General features: G+C 71.4%; 23 protein-coding genes. 13 read left to right on the forward strand and 10 right to left on the reverse strand.

What is annotated here, in order from left to right; genetic code table 11:
* Positions 1 to 94: 94 nt before the first annotated feature.
* Entirely contained in the window at positions 95 to 805 is a 711-nt protein-coding gene (locus ASD47_RS25465) for an ABC transporter ATP-binding protein (RefSeq protein WP_056762704.1), read from the forward strand.
* Positions 805 to 3333: an ABC transporter permease gene (locus ASD47_RS25470; protein WP_056762706.1), complete on the forward strand. Its 2529-nt coding sequence runs from the start codon at positions 805 to 807 to the stop codon at positions 3331 to 3333. Before ASD47_RS25465 ends, ASD47_RS25470 begins: the two co-directional genes overlap by 1 nt.
* Here the strand turns inward: ASD47_RS25470 and ASD47_RS25475 are convergent.
* On the reverse strand, positions 3227 to 4378 hold the full coding sequence (locus ASD47_RS25475) for a D-alanyl-D-alanine carboxypeptidase family protein (RefSeq protein WP_056762966.1): 1152 nt from the start codon (positions 4376 to 4378) through the stop codon (positions 3227 to 3229). The two genes, ASD47_RS25470 and ASD47_RS25475, sit on opposite strands and share 107 nt — an antisense overlap.
* Positions 4379 to 4472: 94 nt before the next feature.
* Between ASD47_RS25475 and ASD47_RS25480 the strand changes: the two genes are divergently transcribed.
* Complete coding sequence (locus ASD47_RS25480; protein ID WP_056762708.1) at positions 4473 to 5567, forward strand: L,D-transpeptidase; 1095 nt, start codon at positions 4473 to 4475, stop codon at positions 5565 to 5567.
* 86 nt (positions 5568 to 5653) lie between these two features.
* On the opposite strand, the gene ASD47_RS25485 is transcribed toward ASD47_RS25480, so the two are convergent.
* From ASD47_RS25485 to didA, 4 genes are all read right to left on the reverse strand, one after another.
* Positions 5654 to 7651: a TonB-dependent receptor gene (locus tag ASD47_RS25485; RefSeq protein ID WP_056762710.1), complete on the reverse strand. Its 1998-nt coding sequence runs from the start codon at positions 7649 to 7651 to the stop codon at positions 5654 to 5656.
* 242 nt (positions 7652 to 7893) lie between these two features.
* A complete protein-coding gene (locus ASD47_RS25490; RefSeq protein WP_156402438.1) occupies positions 7894 to 8799 on the reverse strand; it encodes a hypothetical protein in 906 nt (301 codons plus the stop codon).
* 91 nt (positions 8800 to 8890) lie between these two features.
* Positions 8891 to 9904: an N-acetyl-D-Glu racemase DgcA gene (gene dgcA, locus ASD47_RS25495; RefSeq protein WP_056762713.1), complete on the reverse strand. Its 1014-nt coding sequence runs from the start codon at positions 9902 to 9904 to the stop codon at positions 8891 to 8893.
* A 38-nt stretch (positions 9905 to 9942) separates the two neighbouring features.
* Complete coding sequence (didA, locus tag ASD47_RS25500; protein ID WP_056762715.1) at positions 9943 to 10152, reverse strand: DNA damage-induced SOS-independent cell division inhibitor A; 210 nt, start codon at positions 10150 to 10152, stop codon at positions 9943 to 9945.
* Between the two features lie 126 nt (positions 10153 to 10278).
* Here didA and ASD47_RS25505 point away from each other — a divergent pair, with 126 nt between their 5' ends.
* Complete coding sequence (locus ASD47_RS25505) at positions 10279 to 10590, forward strand: polyhydroxyalkanoic acid system family protein (RefSeq protein ID WP_056762717.1); 312 nt, start codon at positions 10279 to 10281, stop codon at positions 10588 to 10590.
* Between the two features lie 42 nt (positions 10591 to 10632).
* On the opposite strand, the gene ASD47_RS25510 is transcribed toward ASD47_RS25505, so the two are convergent.
* The gene (locus ASD47_RS25510; protein WP_056762730.1) at positions 10633 to 11118 is read right to left on the reverse strand and encodes a low affinity iron permease family protein; all 486 of its coding nucleotides are present in this window, start codon (positions 11116 to 11118) and stop codon (positions 10633 to 10635) included.
* Between the two features lie 105 nt (positions 11119 to 11223).
* Here ASD47_RS25510 and ASD47_RS25515 point away from each other — a divergent pair, with 105 nt between their 5' ends.
* From ASD47_RS25515 to ASD47_RS25555, 9 genes are all read left to right on the forward strand, one after another.
* The gene (locus tag ASD47_RS25515; RefSeq protein WP_056762741.1) at positions 11224 to 12486 is read left to right on the forward strand and encodes a sodium:proton antiporter; all 1263 of its coding nucleotides are present in this window, start codon (positions 11224 to 11226) and stop codon (positions 12484 to 12486) included.
* 109 nt (positions 12487 to 12595) lie between these two features.
* Positions 12596 to 14656, forward strand: coding sequence for an ATP-binding protein (locus ASD47_RS25520; RefSeq protein WP_056762743.1), 2061 nt, complete (start codon positions 12596 to 12598; stop codon positions 14654 to 14656).
* Between the two features lie 197 nt (positions 14657 to 14853).
* Positions 14854 to 15840 carry an ABC transporter substrate-binding protein gene (locus ASD47_RS25525; protein WP_056762744.1) on the forward strand — a complete coding sequence of 329 codons (987 nt, stop codon included), beginning with the start codon at positions 14854 to 14856 and terminating at the stop codon, positions 15838 to 15840.
* Between the two features lie 7 nt (positions 15841 to 15847).
* A complete protein-coding gene (locus ASD47_RS25530; protein WP_056762745.1) occupies positions 15848 to 16087 on the forward strand; it encodes a hypothetical protein in 240 nt (79 codons plus the stop codon).
* On the forward strand, positions 16075 to 16824 hold the full coding sequence (locus ASD47_RS25535; protein WP_056762746.1) for an ABC transporter ATP-binding protein: 750 nt from the start codon (positions 16075 to 16077) through the stop codon (positions 16822 to 16824). The genes ASD47_RS25530 and ASD47_RS25535 overlap by 13 nt, the downstream gene beginning before the upstream one ends.
* A 109-nt stretch (positions 16825 to 16933) precedes the next feature.
* Positions 16934 to 17689: an ABC transporter permease gene (locus tag ASD47_RS25540; protein WP_056762747.1), complete on the forward strand. Its 756-nt coding sequence runs from the start codon at positions 16934 to 16936 to the stop codon at positions 17687 to 17689.
* Between the two features lie 131 nt (positions 17690 to 17820).
* Positions 17821 to 18717, forward strand: a complete 897-nt coding sequence (locus ASD47_RS25545; RefSeq protein ID WP_056762969.1) for a hypothetical protein — start codon at positions 17821 to 17823, stop codon at positions 18715 to 18717.
* On the forward strand, positions 18714 to 19805 hold the full coding sequence (locus tag ASD47_RS25550; RefSeq protein WP_056762749.1) for a DUF2336 domain-containing protein: 1092 nt from the start codon (positions 18714 to 18716) through the stop codon (positions 19803 to 19805). The genes ASD47_RS25545 and ASD47_RS25550 overlap by 4 nt, the downstream gene beginning before the upstream one ends.
* Before the next feature lie 73 nt (positions 19806 to 19878).
* Positions 19879 to 20463: a hypothetical protein gene (locus tag ASD47_RS25555; RefSeq protein WP_156402439.1), complete on the forward strand. Its 585-nt coding sequence runs from the start codon at positions 19879 to 19881 to the stop codon at positions 20461 to 20463.
* A 60-nt stretch (positions 20464 to 20523) separates the two neighbouring features.
* On the opposite strand, the gene ASD47_RS25560 is transcribed toward ASD47_RS25555, so the two are convergent.
* The 4 genes from ASD47_RS25560 to ASD47_RS25575 form a co-directional block, all read right to left on the reverse strand.
* Complete coding sequence (locus ASD47_RS25560) at positions 20524 to 20967, reverse strand: hypothetical protein (protein WP_056762751.1); 444 nt, start codon at positions 20965 to 20967, stop codon at positions 20524 to 20526.
* Positions 20968 to 21134: 167 nt separating this feature from the next.
* Positions 21135 to 21437 (reverse strand): hypothetical protein, encoded by a 303-nt coding sequence (locus ASD47_RS25565; protein WP_056762753.1) that lies wholly within the window; start codon positions 21435 to 21437, stop codon positions 21135 to 21137.
* A 61-nt stretch (positions 21438 to 21498) separates the two neighbouring features.
* On the reverse strand, positions 21499 to 22875 hold the full coding sequence (locus tag ASD47_RS25570) for a hypothetical protein (protein WP_056762756.1): 1377 nt from the start codon (positions 22873 to 22875) through the stop codon (positions 21499 to 21501).
* Between the two features lie 357 nt (positions 22876 to 23232).
* Positions 23233 to 23682, reverse strand: a complete 450-nt coding sequence (locus tag ASD47_RS25575) for a DUF2214 family protein (protein ID WP_056762972.1) — start codon at positions 23680 to 23682, stop codon at positions 23233 to 23235.
* Positions 23683 to 23748 lie beyond the last annotated feature (66 nt).

A 23748-nucleotide genomic window follows, 5' to 3' on the forward strand; every position in this document is an offset into this window, starting at 1 on the left:
TCCTGGACAATTGGATCGTCACCGCATTCAGGCTCATGGCTTCCTATGTAGGTTGGGTTCCGTCCAGACAATGACCAGGAAATCAGGAAGTTTCATGGCTGCAGGCTCCACGTCCGTCCTGGCTCTCGATGCCGTGACCCTCACCCTGCCCTCGGCGGCGGGGCCCGTGAACATCCTGCGCGGCGTCGACCTGGCCGTGGGCCCGGGCGAACGGCTGGCGGTGATCGGTCCGTCGGGCTCGGGAAAGTCGTCGCTGATCGCCGTCGGGGCCGGGCTGGAGCAGCCGACGTCAGGGGCGGTGCGCCTGTTCGGCCAGGACCTGGCCAGGCTCGACGAGGACGGCCGGGCTCGCCTGCGCCGAGGCCGCGCCGCCCTGGTCTTCCAGGCCTTCCATCTGCTGCCCAACATGACCGCCGAGGAGAACGTCGCCACGCCGCTGGAGATCGCCGGCGCCAGGGACGCCTTGGCCACGGCCCGCCAGTGGCTCGGCCGGGTGGGCCTGTCGGGCCGGCTGACCCATTATCCACACCAGCTGTCGGGCGGCGAGCAGCAGCGCGTGGCCCTGGCCCGCGCCCTGGCCGCCCGCCCCGCCCTGCTGTTCGCCGACGAGCCGACTGGCAATCTCGACGCCAAGACCGCCACCACCGTCGCCGACCTGATGTTCGCCCTGATCGCCGAGGTCGGCGCCGCCCTGGTCATGGTCACCCACGACCCGGTCCTGGCCGCGCGCGCCGACCGCATCGTGCGAATGGCCGACGGCCAGATCGACACAAGAAAGATCGATACGGGAAAGATCCTCGCCTGATGGCCGCCCTGTCGTTTCGCCTGGCCGCCCGCGAGCTGCGCTCCGGGGTGCGGGGCTTCCGCATCTTTCTGGCGTGCCTGGCCCTGGGCGTGGCCGCCATCGCCGCCGCCGGCTCGACCGCCGAGGCCTTCCGCCACGGCCTGGCCAGCCAGGCCCGCGAGATCCTGGGCGGCGACCTCTATGCCTCCGTCGAGAACCGAGACTTCACCTCCGCCGAGCGCGCCGCCTTCGATCGGCTGGGAACCACAACCTACACCGCCGCCGCCCGCGCCATGGCGGAGGCCCCCAGCGGCGACCGGCGCCTGGTCAGCCTGCGCGGCGTCGACGGACGCTTTCCCCTGGCCGGAACGGTGAAGGTGGACGGCGCGCCCGACCTGAAGACCGCCCTGGCCGACCGTGACGGCGTCTCCGGCGCGGCCGTCGAGCCGGCCCTGCTGGACCGCCTGCACCTGAAGCTGGGCGACCGCTTCACGGTCGGGCCGATAACACTGCGGGCCAGCGCCGTGCTGGTCAGCGAACCCGACGGCCTTTCCCGGGGCTTCGCCCTTGGACCGCGCGTACTTGTACGCCGCGAGGTGCTGGAGCGCTCGGGGCTGCTGGCGCCCGGCGGCCTGTCCGGTCGCGCGGTTCGTGTCGCCCTGCCGGCCGGCCAGGACCCGCGCGCCGTTGGCAAGGCGGTCCAGGCCCGGTTTCCCCATGCGGGCTTCGAGGTTCGCGACCGCCTGGACGCCGCACCCGGCGCGCGCCGCCTGATCGATCAGCTGGAATACTTCCTCGGCTTCATCGGCCTGGCCTCGCTGGTGGCCGGCGGCCTGGGCGTGGCCGGCGCGGTCAGCGCCTATCTGGCCACCCGCGAGCCATCGATCGCCGTGCTCAAGGCGCTGGGCGCCGACGGCGCGCTGATCCGCAACCTCTACCTGATCCAGATCGGGCTGCTGGCCGCCCTGGGCGTGGCCATTGGCCTGGCGATCGGCGCCGTCGCGCCACTGGTCCTGGGACAGCTGGCTGGCTCGTCCCTGCCGATCCCGGCCCTGTTCGCCGTCTATCCCCTGCCCCTGGCCAAGGCCGGGCTGTTCGGCCTGTTGGCGGCCGCGGCCTTCTCGCTGGTCCCGCTGGCGAGGGCGCGCCGCACGCCGCCGTCGGCCCTGTTTCGCCGCAGCCTGGGCGGCCGCCTTCCGCTGAGCCTGGAAACCCTGGGCGCGGTGCTGGCCGGCGCGGGCCTGGCCGCCCTGGCCGTGGCCACCGCCCCGACACCGATCGCCGCGGCGATCATGATCGCCGGGGTCGCCGTCTCGTTCGCGGTCCTCTGGGCCCTGGGACGCGCCGCCGCCTGGGGCGCGGGCAAGATGAGACGCCTGGTCAGCGGTCCCGCGAAGCTCGGCCTGGCCAACCTGGCCGGACCGCGCTCGGCCGCCCGCACCGCCAGCCCGGCCATCGGCCTGGGCGTGGCCCTGCTGGCCTGCGTGGTGCTGATCCAGTCGGCTCTACTGACCCAGATCACCACCACCGCCCCGCGCACCGCCCCGGCCATGGTGTTCACCGAGATCCCCGGCGGCCAGGCCGCCGCGTTCGACGCCGAGGTCGCCCAGGTCATGCCGCTGACCCCGGAGACCTATCTCCGCCTGCCCTTCGTCACTGGCCGGATCAGCGGCCTGAAAGGCCGGCCGGTCGACAAGGACAGGATCAAGCCGGGCCAGCGCTGGGCTTTCGACAACGACATCGGCATGACCCTGCTGAGCGGCGCGCCGCCAAGCAACCAAGATGGGGACGGCGAGACCACCGCCGGCCGGTGGTGGAGGCCCGACTACGCCGGCCCGCCGCTGCTGGCCCTGAACGCCGAGCTAGCCGAGGGCGCGGGGCTGAAGGTTGGCGACAGCGTCACCCTGACCATCCTGGGCCGCGACATCGAGGCCCGCGTCGCGGTGCTGCGCAGGATCGAGTTCGGCGGTTTCGGCCCCAACTTCAACGTCGTGCTGAACGCCAGGGCCCTGGAGGGGGCGGACCTGCGCAACGTCGCCATCGCCCGGCTGGGCAAGCCTCAGGAAGCCGCCCTGACCCGCCGGCTCGGCGACAGCTTTCCGGGGGTCAACGTCATCAGCGTCCGCGAGCAGCTGGACGCCGCCGCCGCCCTGTTCGACCGCCTGGCCCTGGCCGTGCGGGGCGCGGCGGCAGTGGCGGGCCTGGCCGGCCTGCTGGTGCTGGCCGGGGCCATCGCCGCCGGGGCGCGGGCCCGGGCGCGCGAGGCCGCGACCCTCAAGGTGCTGGGCGCCACGCGCGGCCAGATCCTGGCCGCCTACGCGATCGAGTACGGCGCGGTCGGGCTGATCGCCGGGGCGGCGGGCGTGGCCCTGGGCTTCGCCGCCGCCTGGCCGGTGGTGGTCAAGGTGTTCGAGGCCCGCTGGAGCGTCGACTGGGGCGGGGTCATGATCCTGCTGGTCGGCGCGGCGGGGCTTTCGACGGCGGGGGGCCTTTTGGCGGCGGCCTTGGCGCTGGCGCAGCGGCCGGCGCCGGTGCTGCGGGCGGAGTGAGCAGCGGGTCGCCGGGACGGCCGGAGCCGGCCAGCGGCAGGCTGGCGATCGGCACGCCCGGCAGCATCGGCTCGCCCGTCCACTCCCAATGCCAGGGCTCGAACACGTAGTTGACGAAGCCGAACCGCCCCGCGTTGGCCACTAGCCAGCGATAGAGGTCCGACCGGGTCATCGCCAACCGGTTGGGATCGGCGCTGGAGTCCGGTCCGAACCCCGGCGCGGCGGCGATGAACAGGTCCATGGCCAGGCCGGTGCGGTGGGCCGAGCAGATGGTCCGCGACACGCCCTGGCAGTTGTTGTCGCGGGCGCAGCGGGCGGCGTCGGCGGCCGGGTCGCGGAAGCCGGAGAACAGGGTCAGAGCGCGCGGGTCGCGCACCACCCCGGCCGCCTTTGCCTCGGCGACCATCCGGCGATAGGCGTCCAGGGCGCCGGGCCGCAGCTGGATGGCCTTGCCGCCGTAGCTCTCCTCGGGCTTGGCGGTGGACAGCAGGGCGACCGACGGCGCGCCGGGGCAGATCCCCTCGCCGTTGACCTTCACGAACGGCCGCGCCCGATGCCAGCGCACGAGCATGACCTTGAAGGTCTCCGGGTCGAAGGTCCCGGTCGCCTTCAGGCCATGACCGCCTTGCCATCGCGCCAGGGCGGCGGCGAAGCGCGGCGTGCCCGGGGCGCAGGCGGTCTGGACCTCGTGGGCGACGCGGGGGGCGTAGATCTCCCACCCGGTCTCGGCCCGCCCGAACGGCGTCCAGGTCAGGGTGGTCAGCGAGGCGGCGTTGACCGGCGCGGCGCTGGCCGAGGCGCCGCCGGCGTTGCAGTCCTCGGGCGAACCGCCGGGCGCCGCTCGGAGGGTTGGGCTGGCCGGCGGATCGTTCGACGGCAGATAGGTCGGGGGCGCGTACTGGGCCGGTTCGCGCGGCGCCGAGGCCGAGGGCGGCGGCAAGGCCGGCGCGGGGCGCTTGCCTGGCCACATCACCCACGCGACGAACGCGGCGACCAGCACGGCCAGCCCGCCCAGAACCCAGATCAGCCGACGCAGGATCTTCAAACAGGGCTCCTTGGCCGCGGGAGGCCGGTTGTGGAACTTCGCCATGGCTCAAGGCTTGAGAGGGGCAAGGCGTTCCCGCCCCGGAGTCGTTTGCATGCCCTTGCCCCTGCGTCCTGTCGTTTTGCTGCTCGGCTGCCTGGCGGCCACCGCCGCCTGTTCCGATCCCGCCCCGAAGCCGGACAAGCCGGCCGTGTCGAAGCCCGCCGCCCCGCCCGCCAAGCCCCAGACGCCGGTGGTGGCGGCGCCGGCCGTCGCCCCCGCCGCGCCCTCGCCGCTGGCCCAGGCCGTGAACGCCGCCGCCTTCGATCCGGCCGCCACGACGCCGGAGGCCAAGCAGGCCTATCTGACTCGCGCCCAGGTGCTGCTGGACCGCGCCCATTTCTCGCCCGGGGTGATCGACGGCCGGGAAGGTTCGAACCTGTCCCTGGCGATCAGCGCCTTCCAGGAAGCCCGCCGGCTGACCGTCGACGGCAAGCTGAGCCCCGCCGTCTGGGACGCCCTGGTCGCCGACGGCGGCCCGGCCCTGACCGACTACGTGATCACGCCGGAAGACGTCGCCGGGCCCTTCACGCCCGACATCCCCAAGGACGACTACGAGGCGATGGCCAAGCTGCCGGCCCTCGGCTACGGCTCGCCGCTGGAGGCCCTGGCCGAGAAGTTCCACATGGACGAGCCGCTGCTGCAGGCGCTCAACCCCGGCGTCGATTTCTCCCGAGCCGGGACCACGATCATCGTCGCCGCCCTGGGGCCCGACGGCCTGGACGGCAGGGTCACCCGGATCGAGATCGACAACGCCAAGGGCGTGCTCAAGGCCTATGCCGACGGCGACAAGCTGCTGGCGGTCTATCCGGCCACGGTCGGCAGCACCGAGCGCCCCGCCCCGGTCGGCGAGTGGGCGGTCAACACAGTGGCCCCGCGTCCGACCTACACCTACGATCCCTCGCGCCTGACGTTCGGCAAGCCGAAGGCCAAGCTGACCATCAAGGCCGGGCCGAACAATCCGGTGGGCTCCACCTGGATCGACCTGACCAAGGACACCTACGGCATCCACGGCACGCCCGACCCCAAGCTGGTCAACAAACGCGCCTCGCACGGCTGCGTGCGGCTGACCAACTGGGACGCGGCCGAGCTGGGCGCGGCGGTTCAGAAGGGGGCCAAGGTGGTGTTCGAGGGCAAGCCGGTGCGGTGATCGGGACACGCCCTCGCGGCGTGTCCCCCACTTGCGGGCGCGTCGCTCGACGCTGGGGACACGCCGCGAGGGCATGTCCCCGGTCCCTACAGCGCCACCCTCAGTCCCACCCGCACCACCCTCGGGGCCGCATACCCCGCTACGCCGTCCGCCGTCCGCGAGGTCTGGATATTGGCGTCCAGCAGGTTGTCGCCGACCAGGTACAGCGTCACCAGGGGCTTCACGCGCCAGTCCAGCCGGGCGTCCAGCCGCCAGGCCGGATCGAGCACGCGGCTGTTCAAGTCGTCCTCGAACCGCTTGCCTTCCCAGGTCAGGTCCGTGGTCAGGGCCAGGGTTTCGGTCAGCTCGGCCGACAGGCCCGCCGTGGCGCTCCAGATCGGGGCCTGGGCTGGGCGCTTGCCGGTCAGCTGCGGAGCCGTCGAACCGCCGTCCAACCGGGCGTCGGTGACCGCCAGGGCCGAGCTCAGGGTCACGGCGCCGACCGTGCGCTCGGCGCGGCCTTCCAGCCCGACCGCGTCGATCGTCCCCGCGTTCTGGCGCTGGCGCAGCACGCCGCCGGCCGGGATGAAGCCGCCGATCGGGAAGGTTCCCGGCCCCGCGCCCAGGGTGACGTTGACGATCGGGTCGTCGATCCGGTTCCAGAACGCCGTGGCCTCGACCAGCCCCTTGTCGCTCTTGTGCGAGACGCCGGCCTCCATCCCCTGCAGTCGCTCGGGCTTCAGCCCCGCATTGGCCTCGGTGACGTCGTTGCCCACCCGGAACGGGCGATAGAGCTCGTTGAGGCTGGCGGGCCGGAAGCCGGTATAGCCGGCCAGACGGGCCGTCGTTCCGCCGCCCAGGTCGCGGGTCACGCCCAGCCGGCCGCTGACCACCTCGCCGTCGCGATCGGCCGGATGCTGGTCCAGCAGCACCGCCCCGGTCAGGGCGCTACGCTCGATCCGGAAGCCGTCGGTGGTCGCCCAGTGGTCGAGCCGCAGGCCGCCGGCCACCAGCCAAGGGCCTGCCGTCCACGATCCATCGGCATAGGCCCCGGCCACCGCGGTTTTGCCGCCGGCCACGCGGTTGCGGGTGTAGGTCCCGCCCAAATAGCTGTAGCGCTCGCGCTCCTCGCCGTCGTTCAGGCGCGCGTCGGCGCCCAGCTCCCACTCCAGCCCGCCGGCCTTGCGGCGCAGGGCCCCGTTGAGGCCCCAGCCGGTAGCCGGGGTCTTGTCCTGGCTGTTGGTCGGCGTGGTGGCCGAGCGACCGGCGGCAACGGCGACCGAGCTGTTGAACAGGTCGCTGGTCCGCCGCCAGGCCTGCAGCTTCCAGCCCAGGGCCGCGCCGCGCGGGGCCTTGACCAGGGTGGCGCTGAACACGTTGCCCGAGGCGTTGGCGCGGGCTCCGGCCAGCCCCGCCCCGCGATCCTCCTCGAAGAACCCGCCGCGCAGCGACAGCAGGCCCAGGGCCGTGGCCATGTCGACGCGGCCGGAGATGCTCTTGGCCTCCAGGTCGGTCCGGGTGTCGGCCGCGCCTCGGGCGTCGCCCCGCACCGGCACGTAGCCGTCGGACTTGTCGTAGAAGGCCGCGCCGGTGAATTCGAACCGCCCGAAGGTCGAGGTGGCCGCGGCGGAGGCGCGCTCGGAGCCCAGCTCGCCGACCGAGACGTCGGCGGCGACGCCGGCGTCCCGCTCCTTGAGTCCGATGACGCCGGTCAGGGCGCCGGCTCCGTAGGGGCCCGCCCCTGCCCCGCGCACGACGTCGATCCCGGTCAGGGATTCCGGGGCCAACTGCGACCAGATCACCCAGCCGCCAAACGGATCGTTCAGCGGCACCCCGTCTAGGGTCACCAGGGTCCGCCCCGCGCCGGACGGCGCGATGGCCCGTAGGCTGATCCCCTGGGTGGTGGGATTGGCCGACAGGCTGGAGGTGCGGCGAAACAGCGACACGCCCGGCGTCTGGCCTATCGCCTCGTCCACCCGCTGGCTTTTCGCCAGGTCGCCCTCGCCCAGATGGACGACGGAAAACGCCGCCTCGGCCGCGGCAGGCGGCAGGCGCGCGGCGGTGACGATCACCTGCTCGACGGGAGGCGGCGTGTCGAAGGGCATGAGGAGTCTCGTTCAGGGAGCGCGGGCCACCGACCTAAACCGCTTCGCGCGGCGGAAGAACCGCGTCCGGCGCCGCGCTTCTCCTTTCGTACGCTCGACCGCCCAAAACGTTCAATCTGGCCCATGCCGCGCGGCGCCTGGCGAGACTTAACGCTGGCCCTGGAGCCCGCTCGCCACGCCCGCCAGGCGGTCGTCCCCGAAGGCGCGAGGCCTTCTCCCCACCGGGAAGACTGTCCGAGAGTCTAGCAGCTTCCCGGATTGTCCCGCTTCAGCACGCAGATCATCTTGTTCCCGCGCGGCGCGCCGTAGACGGCGACCAGGCGGCTCTCGAAATAGGCCCACTTGGCCCGGGTGTCCTGGGCGGCGACGTCCATGGCCCGGTTATAGGCCGGCAAGCCGCGCGCGGTGCCGGTGGTGTCCTTGTTGAGCACCGCGTGCCTGATCCGCCCACTGCAGTACAGCGACTCCGGGAAGCCGTCGTAGCAGCCGCTGATCAGGCCCGCCGGAAACGCGCCGCCAGCCGGCGACAGCCATGGCGCGGGCGCGGCGTGGTTCAGGCCCTGGGGATCGGCGATCGAGGGCGCGGCGCGCGGCGTGTCGATCCAGTTGCTGTGCGAGTAGAAATCCTGGGCGGCGTGGAACGCCATGCCCATGTCCTCGAACACGTTGCACTTGGCCCGGCCCTTGACGCCGTTGAACGTGCAGCCGCCGAAGATGCTGGTGCTGCCCAGCTGCAGGTTCGGCTTCACCAGGCCGGCCGCGTCGCTCACCGCTGCATTGATGTTGTTGTAGATGTAGGTGCGGCACGAGGTCAGGATATTCTGGGCGGTGGCGGCGCTCTGGGGATAGGCGCCCGGCGTGAAGAAGTCGCCGCCGTCGCAGTGGGCGGGCTTGCTGCTCATCAGGCCGCGCGTCGGGTTGTCGGGCGCGCCGACCGCGCCCCAGGTGCCGTTCTTGCCGGCCAGCTGATCCAGCGAGTCCGATCCGAAGCCGAACGTGGCCAGGCCGCTGCGCGTGATGCGCTCATGCTCGGCGTTCTGGCCCAGGCTGCGGATGGTGCCAAAGGCCTGGGCCTTGGGGGTGAGAGCCTGCGGCGTGAGCAGGATCGAGGCGGCGACGGCCGCCAAAGCCATGGAACGCTTACGCATGACGATACCTCCCTGATTATTCAATCAAAGGTTACATCCATGCGCGCGAAAGTACAGCTCAGATCCTGCCGTCGCGCGCCGTCCTGTGCGCTCAGAGCCACAGGCCGGTCGCTGTCATTCCGTCACCCCAGAACCCCTCGGCGGGCCGCGTCATCCGCCCGTCCGCCACCCGGCAGCCGCCGGGATGGTCCTGCGCCAGCCACCAGGGTCCGTCCAGGTCGGCGAAGGCGCAGGAGCCCGCCAGATGCAGGGCGGGCGCGATGGCCAGGGACGAGGCCACCATGCAGCCGACCATCAGGACGAAGCCGTGGTTGCGCGCTTCCTCCAGCATCAGCAGGGCCTCGGACAGTCCGCCGGCCTTGTCGAGCTTGAGGTTCACGGCGCGATAGCGGCCCTCGAGCGCCGCCAGATCCTCGGCCACATGCACCGACTCGTCGGCGCAGATCGGGTAAGGCGGATCGTAGCCCTCCAGCGCCTGATCCTCGCCGGCCGGCAAGGGCTGCTCGACCAGGGCGATGTTGAGGTCCGACAGCACGGGCTTGAGACCGTCGAGCGTCGCGAAGTCCCAGCCCTCGTTGGGATCGACGATCAGCCGGGCGTCCGGCGCGGCCCGGGCCACGGCCAGCAGCCGGGCGGCGGGATCGTCGGCCGACAGCTTGACCTTGATCAGCGGGGCGGAAGCCACGGCCCGGGCGGCCGCGGCCATGGCTTCGGGGCCGTCCAGGCTGACCGTCACGGCGGTGACCAAGCTGTCGGGAACGCGCAAGGCGGTCAGGGCCTCAACGCTCAACCCCTCCCGCTTGGCCCGCAGGTCCCAGAGGGCGCAGTCCAGGGCGTTGCGCGCCGCGCCGGCCGTCAGCAGGGCCAAGGCCTCGTGCGGCCCCGCGCCCTCGCGCAAGGCCTGGGCGGCGGGCTGGAGCTGGGCGACCACGCTGTCGACCGTCTCGCCGTAGCGGGCGTAGGGCACGCTCTCGCCGCGGCCGACCAGCTCGCCCTCGACGATCTCGACCACCACGACCTCGGCGGCGGTCTTGACCCCGCGCGAGATGCGGAACGGGGCCTTCAGGCGGTGGCTGACATGGGCGATGGAGACGGTGCGCTGCATGCCCCCTGCCATCCCACCGATCGCCCGGCTTGGCTAGTCTAGCGGCGACGGCGGATCGGCGAGTCGGCGCGGCGTTCGCGGAACACCTGCATCGCCAGACCCGGCCGCACCACGAACAGGGCGGCCCAGACCAGCAGCACGCCGGCGTAGTTCAGCGCCCCGAGCACGCCGCCGGGCCGGCCGGGGCGCGTGAAGCGGAGCGAGCGGGGTTGGGGCTGGAACAGGCTGGGCATGGCGATGTCGGTCATGGCGTCCTCCGTGGATGCGCCGACCTTCGCCGGTCGATACGTCAGATCCGGACGTAGAGACGGACGCTGCTCGGCCCCATATGTCCCTCGCGGGCGTTAGGCCCATGGACAAGGAGCGCCACGCGCATGAGCAAGCCGGTGACCATCACCATTCCCCACCAGCTGGGGGCGGCCGAGGCGCGCCGCCGCATCGAGGAAGGGTTCGGCCAGTTGCTCAGCCAGACGGGCGGCATGGTCAAGGATGTCCAGAAGGCCTGGGCCGGCGACGCCCTGACCTTCTCGGCCCAGGCCATGGGCCAGCCGATCTCCGGCGTGCTGACCGTGTTCGACCAGTCGGTGCGGATGGACATCGTCCTGCCCGGCCTGCTGGGCATGATCGCCGGCAAGATCACCGGTCAGGTCAAGAAGCAGGGCCAATTGCTGCTGGAGAAGAAGTAGGCGACCCGGCGCCCGCCCGGCGAACGCCGGGATGGGCGAAGATCAGGACGTCTTCACCCGGCGCGCCGGGGCGTTCTTGGCGGCCGGGCGCTTGGCCGGGGCGCGTTTGGCCTTGGGCGCCGCCTTGGCGTTCTTGCGGGACTCGCGAACGGCCGACACCTTTTCCAGCCGATCCTGGGCGACCTTGGCGTGCTCGACGCAGCGAGCGTGCATGGCCGCCAGTTCCTTTTCGGTCAGCTTCTCGATGCCCATGAAGTCGTTCTCGGCCTCGGAGGTCAGGATCAGCTCGTCCAGCTTGGTCTGAACGGCCGCGCCGTCGCGGTTCTGGGTGTTCTGGATCAGGAACACCATCAGGAAGGTGATGATCGTGGTGCCGGTGTTGATCACCAGCTGCCAGGTTTCCGAGAACTTGAAGATCGGCCCGCTGGCGGCCCAGACGACGACCAGCAGCACGCAAACCAGGAAGGCCGGCGGGCTGCCGGTGATGCGCGCCGTGGCGTTGGCGAATTTGGCGAACAGTTTGTCCATGCGCTCCAGCTCCTGTGCACGATCGCCTGGCTCGTAACGCCCAACGGCGCCGCTGGGTTCGGTCCTCCAATGGCTCCGGTCGGTCGACCCGCGCGTTAGGGACCCATGTTCGATCCATACCTGCTGTTCCTGCTGGGCCTGGGCGTCGTCGTGTTGCTGATCGCCTGGCTGCCCATGGCGCTCAGCCGCCTGCCGCTTTCCGTGGCCATCCTGTGCGTGCTGATCGGGGTGGTGGTGTTCCACGGCGGCGTCCTGCCGTTCCGCTCCGATCCCCTGCGCTTCTCGACCCTGACCGAGCGGCTGACCGAGATCGTGGTGATCGTCTCGCTGATGGGCGCGGGGCTGAAGATCGACCGACGGATCGGCTGGCGGCGCTGGGAATCGTCCTGGCGGCTGATCGCGGTCACCATGCCGCTCAGCATCCTGGCGGTGACGCTGATGGGCGTGCACGGCCTGGGCCTGCCGCTGGCCGCGGCCCTGCTGTTGGGCGGCGCGCTGGCGCCCACCGACCCGGTGCTGGCCTCGGACGTCCAGGTCGGACCGCCCCGCTCGGGCGAGGACGGCGAGGCCCGGTTCGCCCTGACCTCCGAGGCCGGCCTCAACGACGGCTTCGCCTTTCCGTTCGTGCACCTGGCGGTCGGATTGGGCCTGGCGGGCAGTGTGGTCAGCGCCCCGCTGCTGACCCACTGGCTGGCGGTCGACGTGCTGTGGCGCGTGGCGGCCGGCGCAGGCGTGGGCTGGGCGGTGGGCCGGGCTCTGGGCTGGGCGACGTTCAAGGCCCCGCACGCCCGGATCTCGGGCACCGGCGACGGGCTGGTGGCCCTGGGCGCCACCCTGGTGGCCTACGGCGTGGCCGAGGCCGCGCACGGCTACGGCTTCCTGGCCGTGTTCATCGCCGCCCTGGCCCTGCGGGAGACCGAGCGCGACCACGCATTCCACGAGGCCATGCACGATTTCGCCGAGCAGGTGGAGCGCCTGCTGATGATGCTGGTGCTGGTCCTGCTGGGCGGGGCGGTGGCGGGCGGCCTGCTGGACTCCCTGACCTGGAAGGAAGTGGCGTTCGGCCTGGCCCTGGTCTTCGTCGTCCGCCCCCTCGCCGGCTGGATCGGTCTGACCGGCGCCCCGCATTCGAAGCGGGAACGCGCGGTCGTGGCGTTCTTCGGCATCCGGGGGCTGGGATCGTTCTACTACCTGGCCTATGGCCTCAACCACGGCGACTTCCATCGGTGGGACCGGCTATGGGCGATCACCGGCTTCGTGGTGCTCTGCTCGATCCTGGTCCACGGCGTAACCGCCACGCCGCTGATGACGCGGATCGACGCCTGGCGGCGCCGGGAAATCCTGCACGAGGACGAAACGCAACCATGACGCGATTGCGCTGCATCCCAGGATGCGGCAAAGCGTCACAGCGCCGCCTATCGGAGAACCGTAGCGGCTCGGTTCGCGTATTTGTCCCGACCGGGGAACGGGAACACCCATGCAGGCTAACGTCGCCCATCAGGAACAGCGGCGGCAGGATCGGATCCTGCTCGTCCTGGCCGTGGCGTTGCTGGCCAGCCAGGCCTTCAGCGACTTCCTGACCCGCAACGCGCTCGGCATCGCCACCCTGTGGCCGACCAACGCCCTGCTGGCGGGCGGCCTGCTGGTGCTGAATCCCCGTCGCCGGGTCGTTCTGATCGTCATCGCGGCGGTCAGCCATCTGGCCATCGACCTGATGGTCGGCGACAGCCTGGGGCACGCCATCCTCTACACCTTGGTCGACGTCGGCGAGGCCCTGCTGGTCTGGTGGGTGGTCAGGCGCTTTTTCGGTCCGCCGCGCGTGCGGACCATGCGGCAGCTGGCCTTGCTGACCACCCTGACCGCGCCCGTCATACTGGCCATGGCCACGCTGGCCGCGACCGTGCTGGCCCTGACCTATGGCCTGCCCTTCGTGACGGTGCTGACCGACTGGTTCGTGTGCGGCGTGCTGGGCATGGCCATCGTGCTGCCCGCCGTGCTGGTGCTGCTGGACAGCGAGCATCGCCGCGCGTTCCACCGCCCGCTGCTGGAGCAACTGGGCCTGGCCCTGCTGGCGGCCGCCCTGTCGGCGCTGGTGTTCCACCGCAAGGGGCTGCCCGTGCCATTCATGCTATTCCCGGTCGCCCTGCTGACCGCTTTCCGCCTGGGTCCGCGCGGGGCGGCCCAGACGTCGCTGATCGTCGCCTGCGTGGCCATTCCGCTGACCGTTCACGGCCTGTGGAACTCGCAGATCCAGACCGACTGGTCGCAGGCCCACCAGAACCGGCTGGTCCAGGTGTTCGTCGGCGTGCTGTTCGTCACCAGCCTGGCCGCGGGCCTGGCCCTGGCTCAGCAGGAACGCCTGCGCCGTCTGCTGATGCGGCGCGAACAGCTGACCCGCGCCGCCCGAGCCCGGGCCCTGGCCGCCAACGAGGCCAAGACCGAGTTCCTGGCCACCATGAGCCACGAGATCCGCACGCCGCTGAACAGCATGCTGGGCTTCTCGCAGCTGCTGGTCGAACGCCGCGACCTGGCGCCCGACGTCCGCCGGCAACTGACCCTGATCGACAGCGCCGGCACGGCCCTGCTGACCGTCGTCAACGACATCCTCGACTTCTCGCGGGTCGAGGCCGGTCAGGTCGAACTGCTGTTCCAGCCGACCTCGGCGGCGGCGGTGCTGCACGACGCGGTCGGGATCATCCGGCCCGAGGCCGAGAACAAGGGGCTGGCGCTCGAGGTCGACGTCGTCGATCCGGTTGGCGGCCTGCACGACCTGGACGGCCTGCGCCTGCGCCAGGTGCTGCTGAACCTGCTCAACAACGCGGTGAAGTTCACCGAGGCGGGACGGATCCGGGCCTGCCTGACCATCGAGCCCGGCGAGCTCGAGGACCGGCTGAAGTTCGAAATCGTCGACACCGGTGTCGGCATCGCCGTCGAGCGGCAGGGCCGGCTGTTCCAGCGCTTCAGCCAGGTCGACAGCTCGGCCAGCCGTCCCTACGGCGGCGCGGGCCTGGGCCTGGCGATCAGCAAGGCGCTGGTCGAGTTGATGGGCGGCAAGATCGGCTTCGACAGCGCCCCGGGCCATGGCTCGGCCTTCTGGCTGGAACTGCAGGCGCCGCAGGTCGAGCCCTATGACGTCGGCGAACCGCAGCCGGTCGCCGCCCCTGGCGCGGCCCGCATCCTGCTGGTCGACGACCATCCGATGAACCGCGAGATCGGCGCGGCCCTGCTGAGCCTGGTCGGCTGCCAGGTCGAGACCGCCGACAACGGCGAGCAGGCGGTGGCCAAGGCGGCGCGCGGCGGCTTCGATATCATCCTGATGGACATCCACATGCCGCAGATGGACGGCCTGGCCGCCACCCGCGCCATCCGCGCCCTCGACGGCGAGGCGGGCGAGGTGCCGATCATCGCCATGAGCGCCGACGCCCTGCCGCAGCAGGTCGAGCGCTGTTACGCCGCCGGCATGGTCGACCACGTGGCCAAGCCGGTGCAGCGCGAGGTGCTGTACGCCAAGGTCAGCCGCTGGCTGGCGCGGCGGTAGGACCTTCCCGCGGCGAACACTTGCTCCCTACGGACCGCTTTGCGGTCGTCTTCCCCCAGAGGGGGAAGAGCGCTCCGCCCAACGCTCCACCTCCTATGAGGGCGTGGGGGCAAGTGGGTGAGCCTCCTATCTCATACCGGGCTTCCCACGCCCCGCCTGCCCCACTAACCTCCGCCCCGCAATTCGGGGAGACGACGATGAAGATCCTGCGCCTGGCAACGTTGGCTTTCTGCGCCGTCCTGGCCGCTTGCTCGCCGGCCAAGAAGGAGGTCGTCGAGGCGCCCGGCCACACCGCCCTGAAACTGGCCACCGACTGGAAGGGCGAGGCCGAGCTGGGGGGCTACTACCAGGCGCTGGCGACCGGCGAGTACAGCAAGCGCGGCCTGGACGTGACCCTGATCCAGGGCGGCCCGGGCGTGAACGTGCCCCAGCTTCTGGCCACCGGCGCGGTCGACGTCGGCGTCGGCTCCAACAGCTTCATCGTGCTGAACCTGGCCAAGGAGAAGGTGCCGGTCAAAGCCGTCGCCGCCTTCATGGACAAGGACCCCCAGGTGCTGATCGCCCACGACGGCCAGGGGATCAATTCCATCGCCGACATGAAGGGCCACCCGATCCTGCTGTCGGACGCCTCGATCACCGCCTTCTGGGTTTGGCTGAAGGCCAAGCACGGCTTCACCGACGACCAGGTGCGCAAGTACAACTATTCGGCCGCGCCGTTCCTGGCCGACAACTCGGTGGTCCAGCAGGGCTACGTCACCTCCGAACCCTACCTGATCGAGAAGGAGGGCAAGGTCACGCCCAAGGTCTTCCTGCTGGCCGACGACGGCTATCCGGCCTACGCCTCGTTCGCCCTGGTTCCCGACGCCCTGATCACCAAGAACCCAGCCGCGGTGAACGCTTTCGTCGAGGCCACGGCCGCTGGCTGGACCAGCTACCTCTACGGCGATCCCAAGCCGGGCGACGCCCTTATCCTCAAGGACAATCCGGAAATGACCCAGGATGTCCTGGACCAGGCCCGCGAGAAGATGCGCGCCTACGGCATCGTGCCCCGCCAGGGCGTGGGCAGGATGGACGACGCCCGCTGGGCCGAGTTCTTCAAGGTGGCCTCCGAGCAGGGCGTCTATCCCAAGGACATGGACTACAAGTCGGCCTACACGCTGAAATTCCTGCCCAAAGTCCAGTAGCCGGCGCATGGAGAAGCACCCCGCCCGCCCCGAACCGACCTGGTGGTTCCTGGCCGCCGCGATTCTGCTCTGCGGACTGTTGATGGCCTCCCTCCAGACGGGGAAGGTCGCCTTTCCGTTTTTCGGGACGATCAAGCGTGCCCGGCATCCCGTGTCGTTCTGGACGATCTGCGCCGCCCAGCTGGTGCTCGCCCTGTCCGCCTTAGGGGTGCATGCCGCCCAATTCCCCACCCTATGCCTGGGTTGATCGCCAGCCTTTCCGCCGTCGAGGTCGACTACGCCCGCGGGCGCGTCCTGGGACCGGTCGATCTCGCCCTCGCGCCCGGCGAGATCGTCGCCCTGGTCGGGCCCTCCGGTTGCGGCAAGTCCACGGCCCTGCGGCTGCTGGCGGGGCTGGAGGCGCCGACCCGCGGGATGGTGACCCGCGCCGCCGGCAAGGGCGAGACCTCGGTGGTGTTCCAGGCCCCGACCCTGGCCCCCTGGATGAGCGCGGCGGCCAATGTCGCCCTGCCGCTGGAACTGGCAGGAACGCCCAGGACCGAAGGGCGCGACCGAGCGATCGAGGCCCTGGCCAAGGTTGGCCTCAAGGGGGTGGAGAACGCCCGGCCCGCCCAGCTGTCCGGCGGCATGGCCATGCGTGCGTCCCTGGCCCGCGCCCTGGTCACCCGCCCGCGCCTGCTGCTGCTGGACGAGCCGTTCGCGGCCTTGGACGAGATCACCCGTCGCGCCCTGGCCGACGACGTCCTGGCCCTGGCGGCCGAGCTGGCCCCCGCAGTGGTCTTCGTCACCCACAATGTCGAGGAGGCCGTCTACATGGCCCGCCGCGTGGTGGTGATGAGCGCGAGCCCGGGCCGCATCGTCGGGGAGGTGGCGGTCGAGGGGCCGGTGGTCCGGCCGCCAGGCTTCCGCACCACGGCCGCGTTCCGCGAGACGGCGGAGCAGGTGTCGCGACTGCTGGCGGGGAACTTGGGAGCCATCGCGTGAGCCCCCTCAGCCGCTTCGCGACAGCTCCCCCAGAGGGGGAGCATCTAGGCGCCGCTAGATCCTCCCCCTCTGGGGGAGGTGGCCCAAAGGGCCGGAGGGGGTTCGCCGCATGAAGATCCTCGCCCCCCTGACCCTGATCGTCCTGCTGCTGGCCGTCTGGGAAGCCGCCTGTCGAGTCCTGGCGATCCCTGTCTATCTGCTGCCCGCGCCCTCGGCGATCGGCGCGGCGCTGGCCGAGGGCTGGCCGCTGCTGCTGGCCAGCGCCTGGACCACCCTGTCGACCGCCCTGGTCGGCCTGGCCCTGGCCAGCGTCCTGGCGTGCGGCCTGGCCCTGGCGGTCAGTCTGAATCCGACCGTCGAGGAGGCCGTGCGCCCCGTCGCCGTGACCCTGCAGGTCACGCCGCTGGTGGCCATCGGGCCGCTGATGACCATCTGGGCCGGGATCGAGCATCCGCAGCGCGCCGTCGTCGCCCTGGCGGCGGTGGCGGCCTTCTTCCCGATCTTCTCCGGCGCCCTGACCGGCCTCAAGGCGGTCGATCCGGACCTGGCCCGGCTGTTCGACCTCTATGGCGCCCGCCGGACCCAGCGTCTGTGGCGGCTGCGGCTGCCCTCGGCCCTGCCCGCCCTGCTGGAGGGCCACAAGGTGGCGGCCGGCCTGGCCGTGGTCGGGGCCGTGGTCGCCGAATTCGTGGCCGGATCGGGCGGGAACCAGGGCCTGGCCTGGCGGATCCTCGAGGCGTCGAACCGCTTGCAGACCGCGCGAGTGTTCGCCGCCCTGGCGGTCCTGGCCCTCCTTGGCGTGGCTCTGCACGGGCTGCTCAGCCTGGCCGAGCGCCGCCTGCTGACATGGTGGCGCGGTCGCTGAGACTTTGAAACCCAGAGTCGAAAAGACGACGCAAAGCCCACAAACTTGCGGCGTGGTCAGGCCGCGTTAGGTCAAGATTAAGTCCCGATCCCTATTAATTGCTCCGATCCTGCGACCTGTCGGACCGGTTCATGCGCCTCGCCCTGCTCCTGCCCGTGCTGTTCTGCCTCGCCGCTCCGGCCCATGCCGAGGGCGCGCGCGAGAGCCGCTACGGTCCGACGACGCCTCGTCAGGCTTCGGTCGCCGCGCCCGCGCGTTACGACGGTCCGATGCTCAGCTGGGCCAACAAGCGCGAGGCTTCGAGCGACCCGGTCGCCGCCGCGCCGCCCGCGCCGAGCCCAGCCCAACCCGCCCCGCTGGCCGCTTGGGCGGGCTACAGCGCACGACCCGAGCCGGCCGCCTACACGCCGTCTACGACGCCCGCCCCCGCGCCCCCCGCCTTTGCGCCGCCTGTTGCGTCACGCCCCAGGGCGCTGCCGACCAGCCTCTACGCCGCGCCCCGTCCATCGCCCGTCGCAACGCCCGTGCAGGCTCCTCCCGCGCCGCTTCGCGACCGGGCCGGCTATGACGGACATCCCGCACCCGCCGCCGCCGCGCAACCCGCCCCGCCCCGCCCGGCGCCGATCGCCGCCACGCCGGGTCCGGCCAAGGACTGGTCCGGCTATCGCAGCGTTCGCATGACGACCGCCGCCTCAGCGCCTGCCGCCACGCCAGTGTCGGCTCCAGCGCCGGTTCCTGCCCTCCCGCCGCCGGCGCCCCGCCAGCTCGCCGCCGCCAACACGGGTGTGATCGGGGCCCGCTTCTATTCCGTGGCCCGCGAGTCCGGCCTGACCCCCGACCCGATCCCGCCCGCCGGGCCCGACCACCAGGTGCTGATCACCACCGAAGCCGCCTCCGCGCCAGCCGAGGACGCCACGCCGGCGCACGGCTCGGCCGACTGGCTGGCGGCCGGAGCGCGTGGCGACAACGATGGTGACGGCGACGACAGCGCCGCCCGCCGCGCCAAGACCCGGAACCAAGGCCTTTGATCCAGTCGCGCCTCCACGATCTCATCGCCCTGGCCGATGAGCCGTCCAGCTCGCGTCGCCGCGAACTGCTGCGCGGCGTCACCGATCTGTTCTTCACCGCCGAGGGCCACGGCGACGTGGAGATGGGCCTGTTCGACGACGTGCTGGGCCAATTGGCCGGCGAGATGGAAGAGGCGGTGCGGATCGAGCTGGCCGAACGGCTGGGTACGAGCGCCGCCCCGCCGCCGACCCTGACCCGCGCCCTGGCCAGCGACAGCATCGCCGTCGCCCGTCCGATCCTGCAGGGTGCGCCGCAACTCAGCGAGGCCGACCTGCTGCACCTGGCCCGCACCCAGGGCCAGGACCACCTGCGGGCCATCTCGCAGCGTTCCGTCGTGCCCAGCCAGGTGTCCGACGCCATCGTCGAGCGCGGCGACGACACCACCCTGGGCGTGCTGCTGCGCAACGAGGGCGCGGTGCTGTCACGCCAGGCCCACGAGGCGGCGGTCGACCGCGCAGCCGCCAATCCCGAGCTGCACGAGGCGGTGATCGATCGTCAGGCCCTGCCGATGGACCTGCTCAACGAGATGTACTTCGTGGCCGAGGCGCGGTTGCGCGACCGGATCATGGAGCGAAACGCCAACGTCGATCCGGCCATCCTGGAAGCCGCCCTCAAGGCTGGCCGCAACCGCGTCGCGGCCAGCGACGGCGCCCTGCCGGCCGACTACGACGCGGCGGTCAAGGAGATCACGGCCCTGAAGGCCCGCGGCGCCGTCACGCCCCAGGCGCTGGTCGCCATGCTGCGCGCCAACCGCACCACCATCTTCCTCGTCGCCTTGGCCGAACTGGCCGATGTCGACTTTCATACGGCCCGCAAGATCATCGAGCGCCGTGAGCTGGACGCCCTGTCGGTGGTCTGCAAGGCGGCGGACTTCGACCGGGCCCTGTTCCTGACCTTCGCTCTGCTGATCCTGGACCCGGGCGACAACGCCATGGGCAAGGCCAAGGCCTATGGCGAGCTCTACGCCGCCCTGCCTCGCGACGCGGCCCTGCGCACCATCCGCTTCTGGCGCATGCGCCGCACGACGGGCGACGTCGCGGCGGCCTAGGCTCGGCGCGGAACTGGCGTCACTCCACGCCGTTCCCTCATGTCGAGAGGCCTTCCGTCTCCGGAGCGCCCTAGTGAAATTGCCCAAGAACAAGACCGTCCTGATCGCCAGCGTCGCCGCGGCGGCGGTCATGACGACGGCCGCCGCGGTGATGGCGGTCTGGCCCGCCCTGATCCGACCCGACCCGCCGGCGGAAGCGGCCGGGGACGGGGGCCTGCGCATCCGCGTGGTCGCGCCGCCCAAGGCGGCCGTCCCCCACGCCGGTCCGCTGGACGTCGGCCTGTCCGAAGCCGCCCAGGCCACCGCGAAAGGCCGCGAGGCCCTTTTCGCCGCGACATCGCCTCCTCCGGCGTCGCCTTTGCCACCGGCCCGGAACACGCGGGTGGAAGATGACGGCCTTGCGGCCCCCGAGCCGGCCGACGACCGGTGGGAGCGCGAGCGAACCGGAAACGGCTTCGAGCTTGCCCGCCGACTGCGGGAAGAGGAACGGGCGGCCAGCCGCGAACACGCGCGCCGCGAGGCTTGGGAAGAGACCGAACGCGACCGCCGCTGGGACGAGGAGCGCGAGCGGGATCGCGCCGACGCCCAGCGTCGTGACGACGAGTATGATCCCCCACCCTTCCCCGACGACGACCGTCCGCCGCCCGAACCCCAGTGAGGCGGAGCGTCGGGACGAGCGAATCGAGAAAGCGGTGATGCAAGGCCCGGGGGCCGCGCCCTAGCCGCGCCGCCGATGCATCAAGGTCAGCAGCCAACCGACGCCGAGTCCGCCTACGACGGTCAGCGGCAGGGTCAGCGGGTCAGGCGTGGGCGCGTGCAGCCACAGGTCCCTGCCGGCCACAAGGCCCCAGACGAGCAGACCCCAGATCGCGCCGTACACCGCCCACGGATACTGGTCCATCCAGCCCCGCAGGCCGGTCCGGGGTTCAGGCTCGCGCGCCGGCTCGACCGGACCGCCGCAGGCGCGGCACGTCCAGCCGCCCCACGGCCCGAGCGGCGCGGTGTCCGCCTCGACGGGCGCCTCGCAGGCCCTGCAGCGCGGCGGTTCGGCGCGGCGACGGACCGCCGACGGCAGGCCGCGTAGCCCCATGATTACGATGAAAAGATAGAGGACGAGATAGAGCGCCTGGGAGACGTCCACGTCCTTGAAACTGTCGCCCATGTCGCCCCCGAAACGCTACGCCGCCAAGCTAGAGCATCGCGCGGAAAAGTGGACGCCGGTTTTCCGCAAAAAAGCGATGCGAAGACAGAAGCCTGGAGCAAGCCGCGCGAGTCCCATATCGCGCGGCTTTGCTCCAGGGCGTGTCGCGCCTCGGGTCGAGCGGCCGATCAGCGAATGCGGATGCGCACCGGGACGTCGATGAACGAGCCGGCCCGGCTCTTGCCGTCAGGGCCCATCAGCTCGACCTGGAATTGCGAGGCCATGGTCAGGGCCGCCTTGCCGACGCCCATCTCCGCCGGGAATTCGCTCTGCACCGAACAGGCGGTCAAGCCGCCATCGCGCTTGACCATGCAGCTGAGCAGCGCCTCAGCGATCTGCGGCTGGACGTCCTTGACCTGGGTGACAACGGGCTGGGCCACGGGCGTCGGAACGATCGAGACAGCGGCGGCGGCGAGCAACGAAGCGATCACTGGGTCTTCCCTACTGGTTCTTGGTTTCGGCCCGTTCGGGACCGTCCGGTTTCATTCTGGGTCAGGCGGCGTGCGCCTGCTTGACCCGCTGCAACCCCTGGGCCGCCAGGTCGGTCAGAGACCGCAGGCCCAGCTCGGCGAAGATGTCGAAGGCGCTGGCCAGGGCCGTTGCGGCCCGGTCCAGGCGGCCGTCGTCGCGGCCGGTGATCTCGACCCGCGCCTCGTAGAGCCGGGCCAGGTTCATCTGGGTCACCGCCCAGGCGGCCGGATCGCGAGATCCCGGGGTCGCGGCCAGCTCGGCCTTGAAGGCCATCTCGGCGGCGTCCAGTACGGCCAGGTCGGCGGTCAGCTCGGCGCAACGGGCCAGGCTGAGAGCCCGGTTGTTGGCGACCACGGCGCGCAGAGCCAGGGCCGGCTGGGTCTTGAGGATGTGCGAGGCGCGGTCGTAGCAGGTGACCGCCCGCTCGAAGCAGCGCTCCGACGTCGTGGCCTCGCCCATGGCCTGCAGGCCGGCGCCCAGGGCGGCCTGGGCCCGAGCCCAGTCCATCGGGCTGTGGTCGGCGGTGACCGGTTCCAGCGCCTGGGCCAGGGCCTCGACCCCGTCGGCGATGAAGTTGATCTCGCCGTCCAGTTCGCCCAGCTGGACCAGGGCGGTCCCGCGCAGGGACTCCAGCCGCGACCAGGCCAAAGGTTCGAAATCGGGGTCCAGGCCGGACTCGGCCTCCTTGGCCTCGGCCAGGGCCACTTCCGTCAGCGCGCGGTCCTTCAGGCGGGCGGCGCAGGCCAGCAGCAGCTCGACGCGGGCGGCGCGCTGGTCGGCCAGCAACAGGCGCGAGGCCCCGCCCTTGACCCGGCGCGCGGCCGACAGCCCCCGCAGCGGCGCCTCGAACGCCTCGGCGGCGGCGAGGGCGCGATCCAGGTCGTTCTCACCCAGCGCCACGCGACCTTGCAGACCGGCCAGCAGGGCCTCGACCATGGCGCAGCGGTGGCCAGGCGCGGTCTTGGCCAGGGTCAGGGTGGCGCCGGCGGCGGCGTGCAAGCCCTCGTCGCCGAACAGGTCGGCGCCCAGCACGGCCAGGGTCGCCTGCTCGCAGCGGGCCGCGGCCAGGCTTTCCAGCTTGTGTTCGGCTTCGAAGACCTTGGCGGCGGCCTCGGCCTGGGCCGCGCCCTTGCGCAAGGCGGCGGCGTCGCCCGAGCGGCGGGCCAACTCGCGCCAGACGACGGCGGCTTCCAGCAGCCGGTGCCCTCGGTCCTTGGCCCCGATCCGGCCGGCGGCGACGTCGGCGGACCGGGCCTCGTTGACCAGCAGGCGCAGGTCCAGAAGCTCCAGCAGCGAGGTGTCGCCGCCGGTCAACCCGTCGCGATGCGCCGCGGCTCGCGCGGGGGCGGCGGCGTCGACTCCGAAGAGTCTCTTCAGGTCACGACCGAAATCGAACATCGCTGCGTCCTCCGGGAACGTCCCAGGCCGGGACGTCCGGCGCAGGTTCAACGCACGACTAGCAAAGCCGGAGCCAACACGTTTAACAAGCTGTTAACGAAGCCTAAGGTGGCGTTAACCATAAATATTTGCGTCGCGTTTACACTTCGTTCCGCAATAGCGCCCAAACCCCTGTCTTGCGCCGGATTGGCACGCTTCTTGCTTAATAGATCCTTACTGGACCATGCGCACCGACATCGATGTTAGAACATTGTTCACCGAAATGAAAATGACGTTAACCATAGATTTTAAGATCGGGTTTACCTTCTGTTCTGGCGGCGCTTTCCAGCCCACGCCCGATAGCCGGCTCGCGAGGCGTTAGAGGCCGTAGCCGCGCGCCATGGCGGCGGCGAAGATCGGGATCAGGGCGAAGACCGCCAGCTCCAGCCCCATCAGCCGGCGAATCCTCGCCACCTCGTCGGTGGACGGCGCAAAGGCCAGATCGGCCTTGGCCTGCTTGCGCCATTTGAAGAACGCGAGGGTCGGCCAGGCGGAGAGCACGCCCACCATGGCGAAGGCGGCGATCTTGGCCCAGAACACCGGGTTCTCCAGATAGAAGGCCGAGCCCTTGGCGCCGAAGAAGACCCGGCCGGCGCCGACCACCAGGATCAGGGTCGCCGTCGCGCCATAGCCTGCGTCGATCACGGCCAGGGTCTTCAGGCTCGGGCCGCCGACACCGGGCCGGACCAGGACCAGTTCGGCGGCCAGCAGGCCGGCCATCGACAGGATCAGCAAGTGGTGCAGGACGGCGAGGACGAGATCCAGCATGGCGCGCTCCGACTCGGCGACAGAAGGGAGTTCGGCGCCAAGCATGCCTCGCCAAACGCCGTTCGT

Origin of the sequence: Caulobacter sp. Root1472 (assembly GCF_001426985.1) — a bacterium.
Classification (GTDB): domain Bacteria; phylum Pseudomonadota; class Alphaproteobacteria; order Caulobacterales; family Caulobacteraceae; genus Caulobacter; species Caulobacter rhizosphaerae.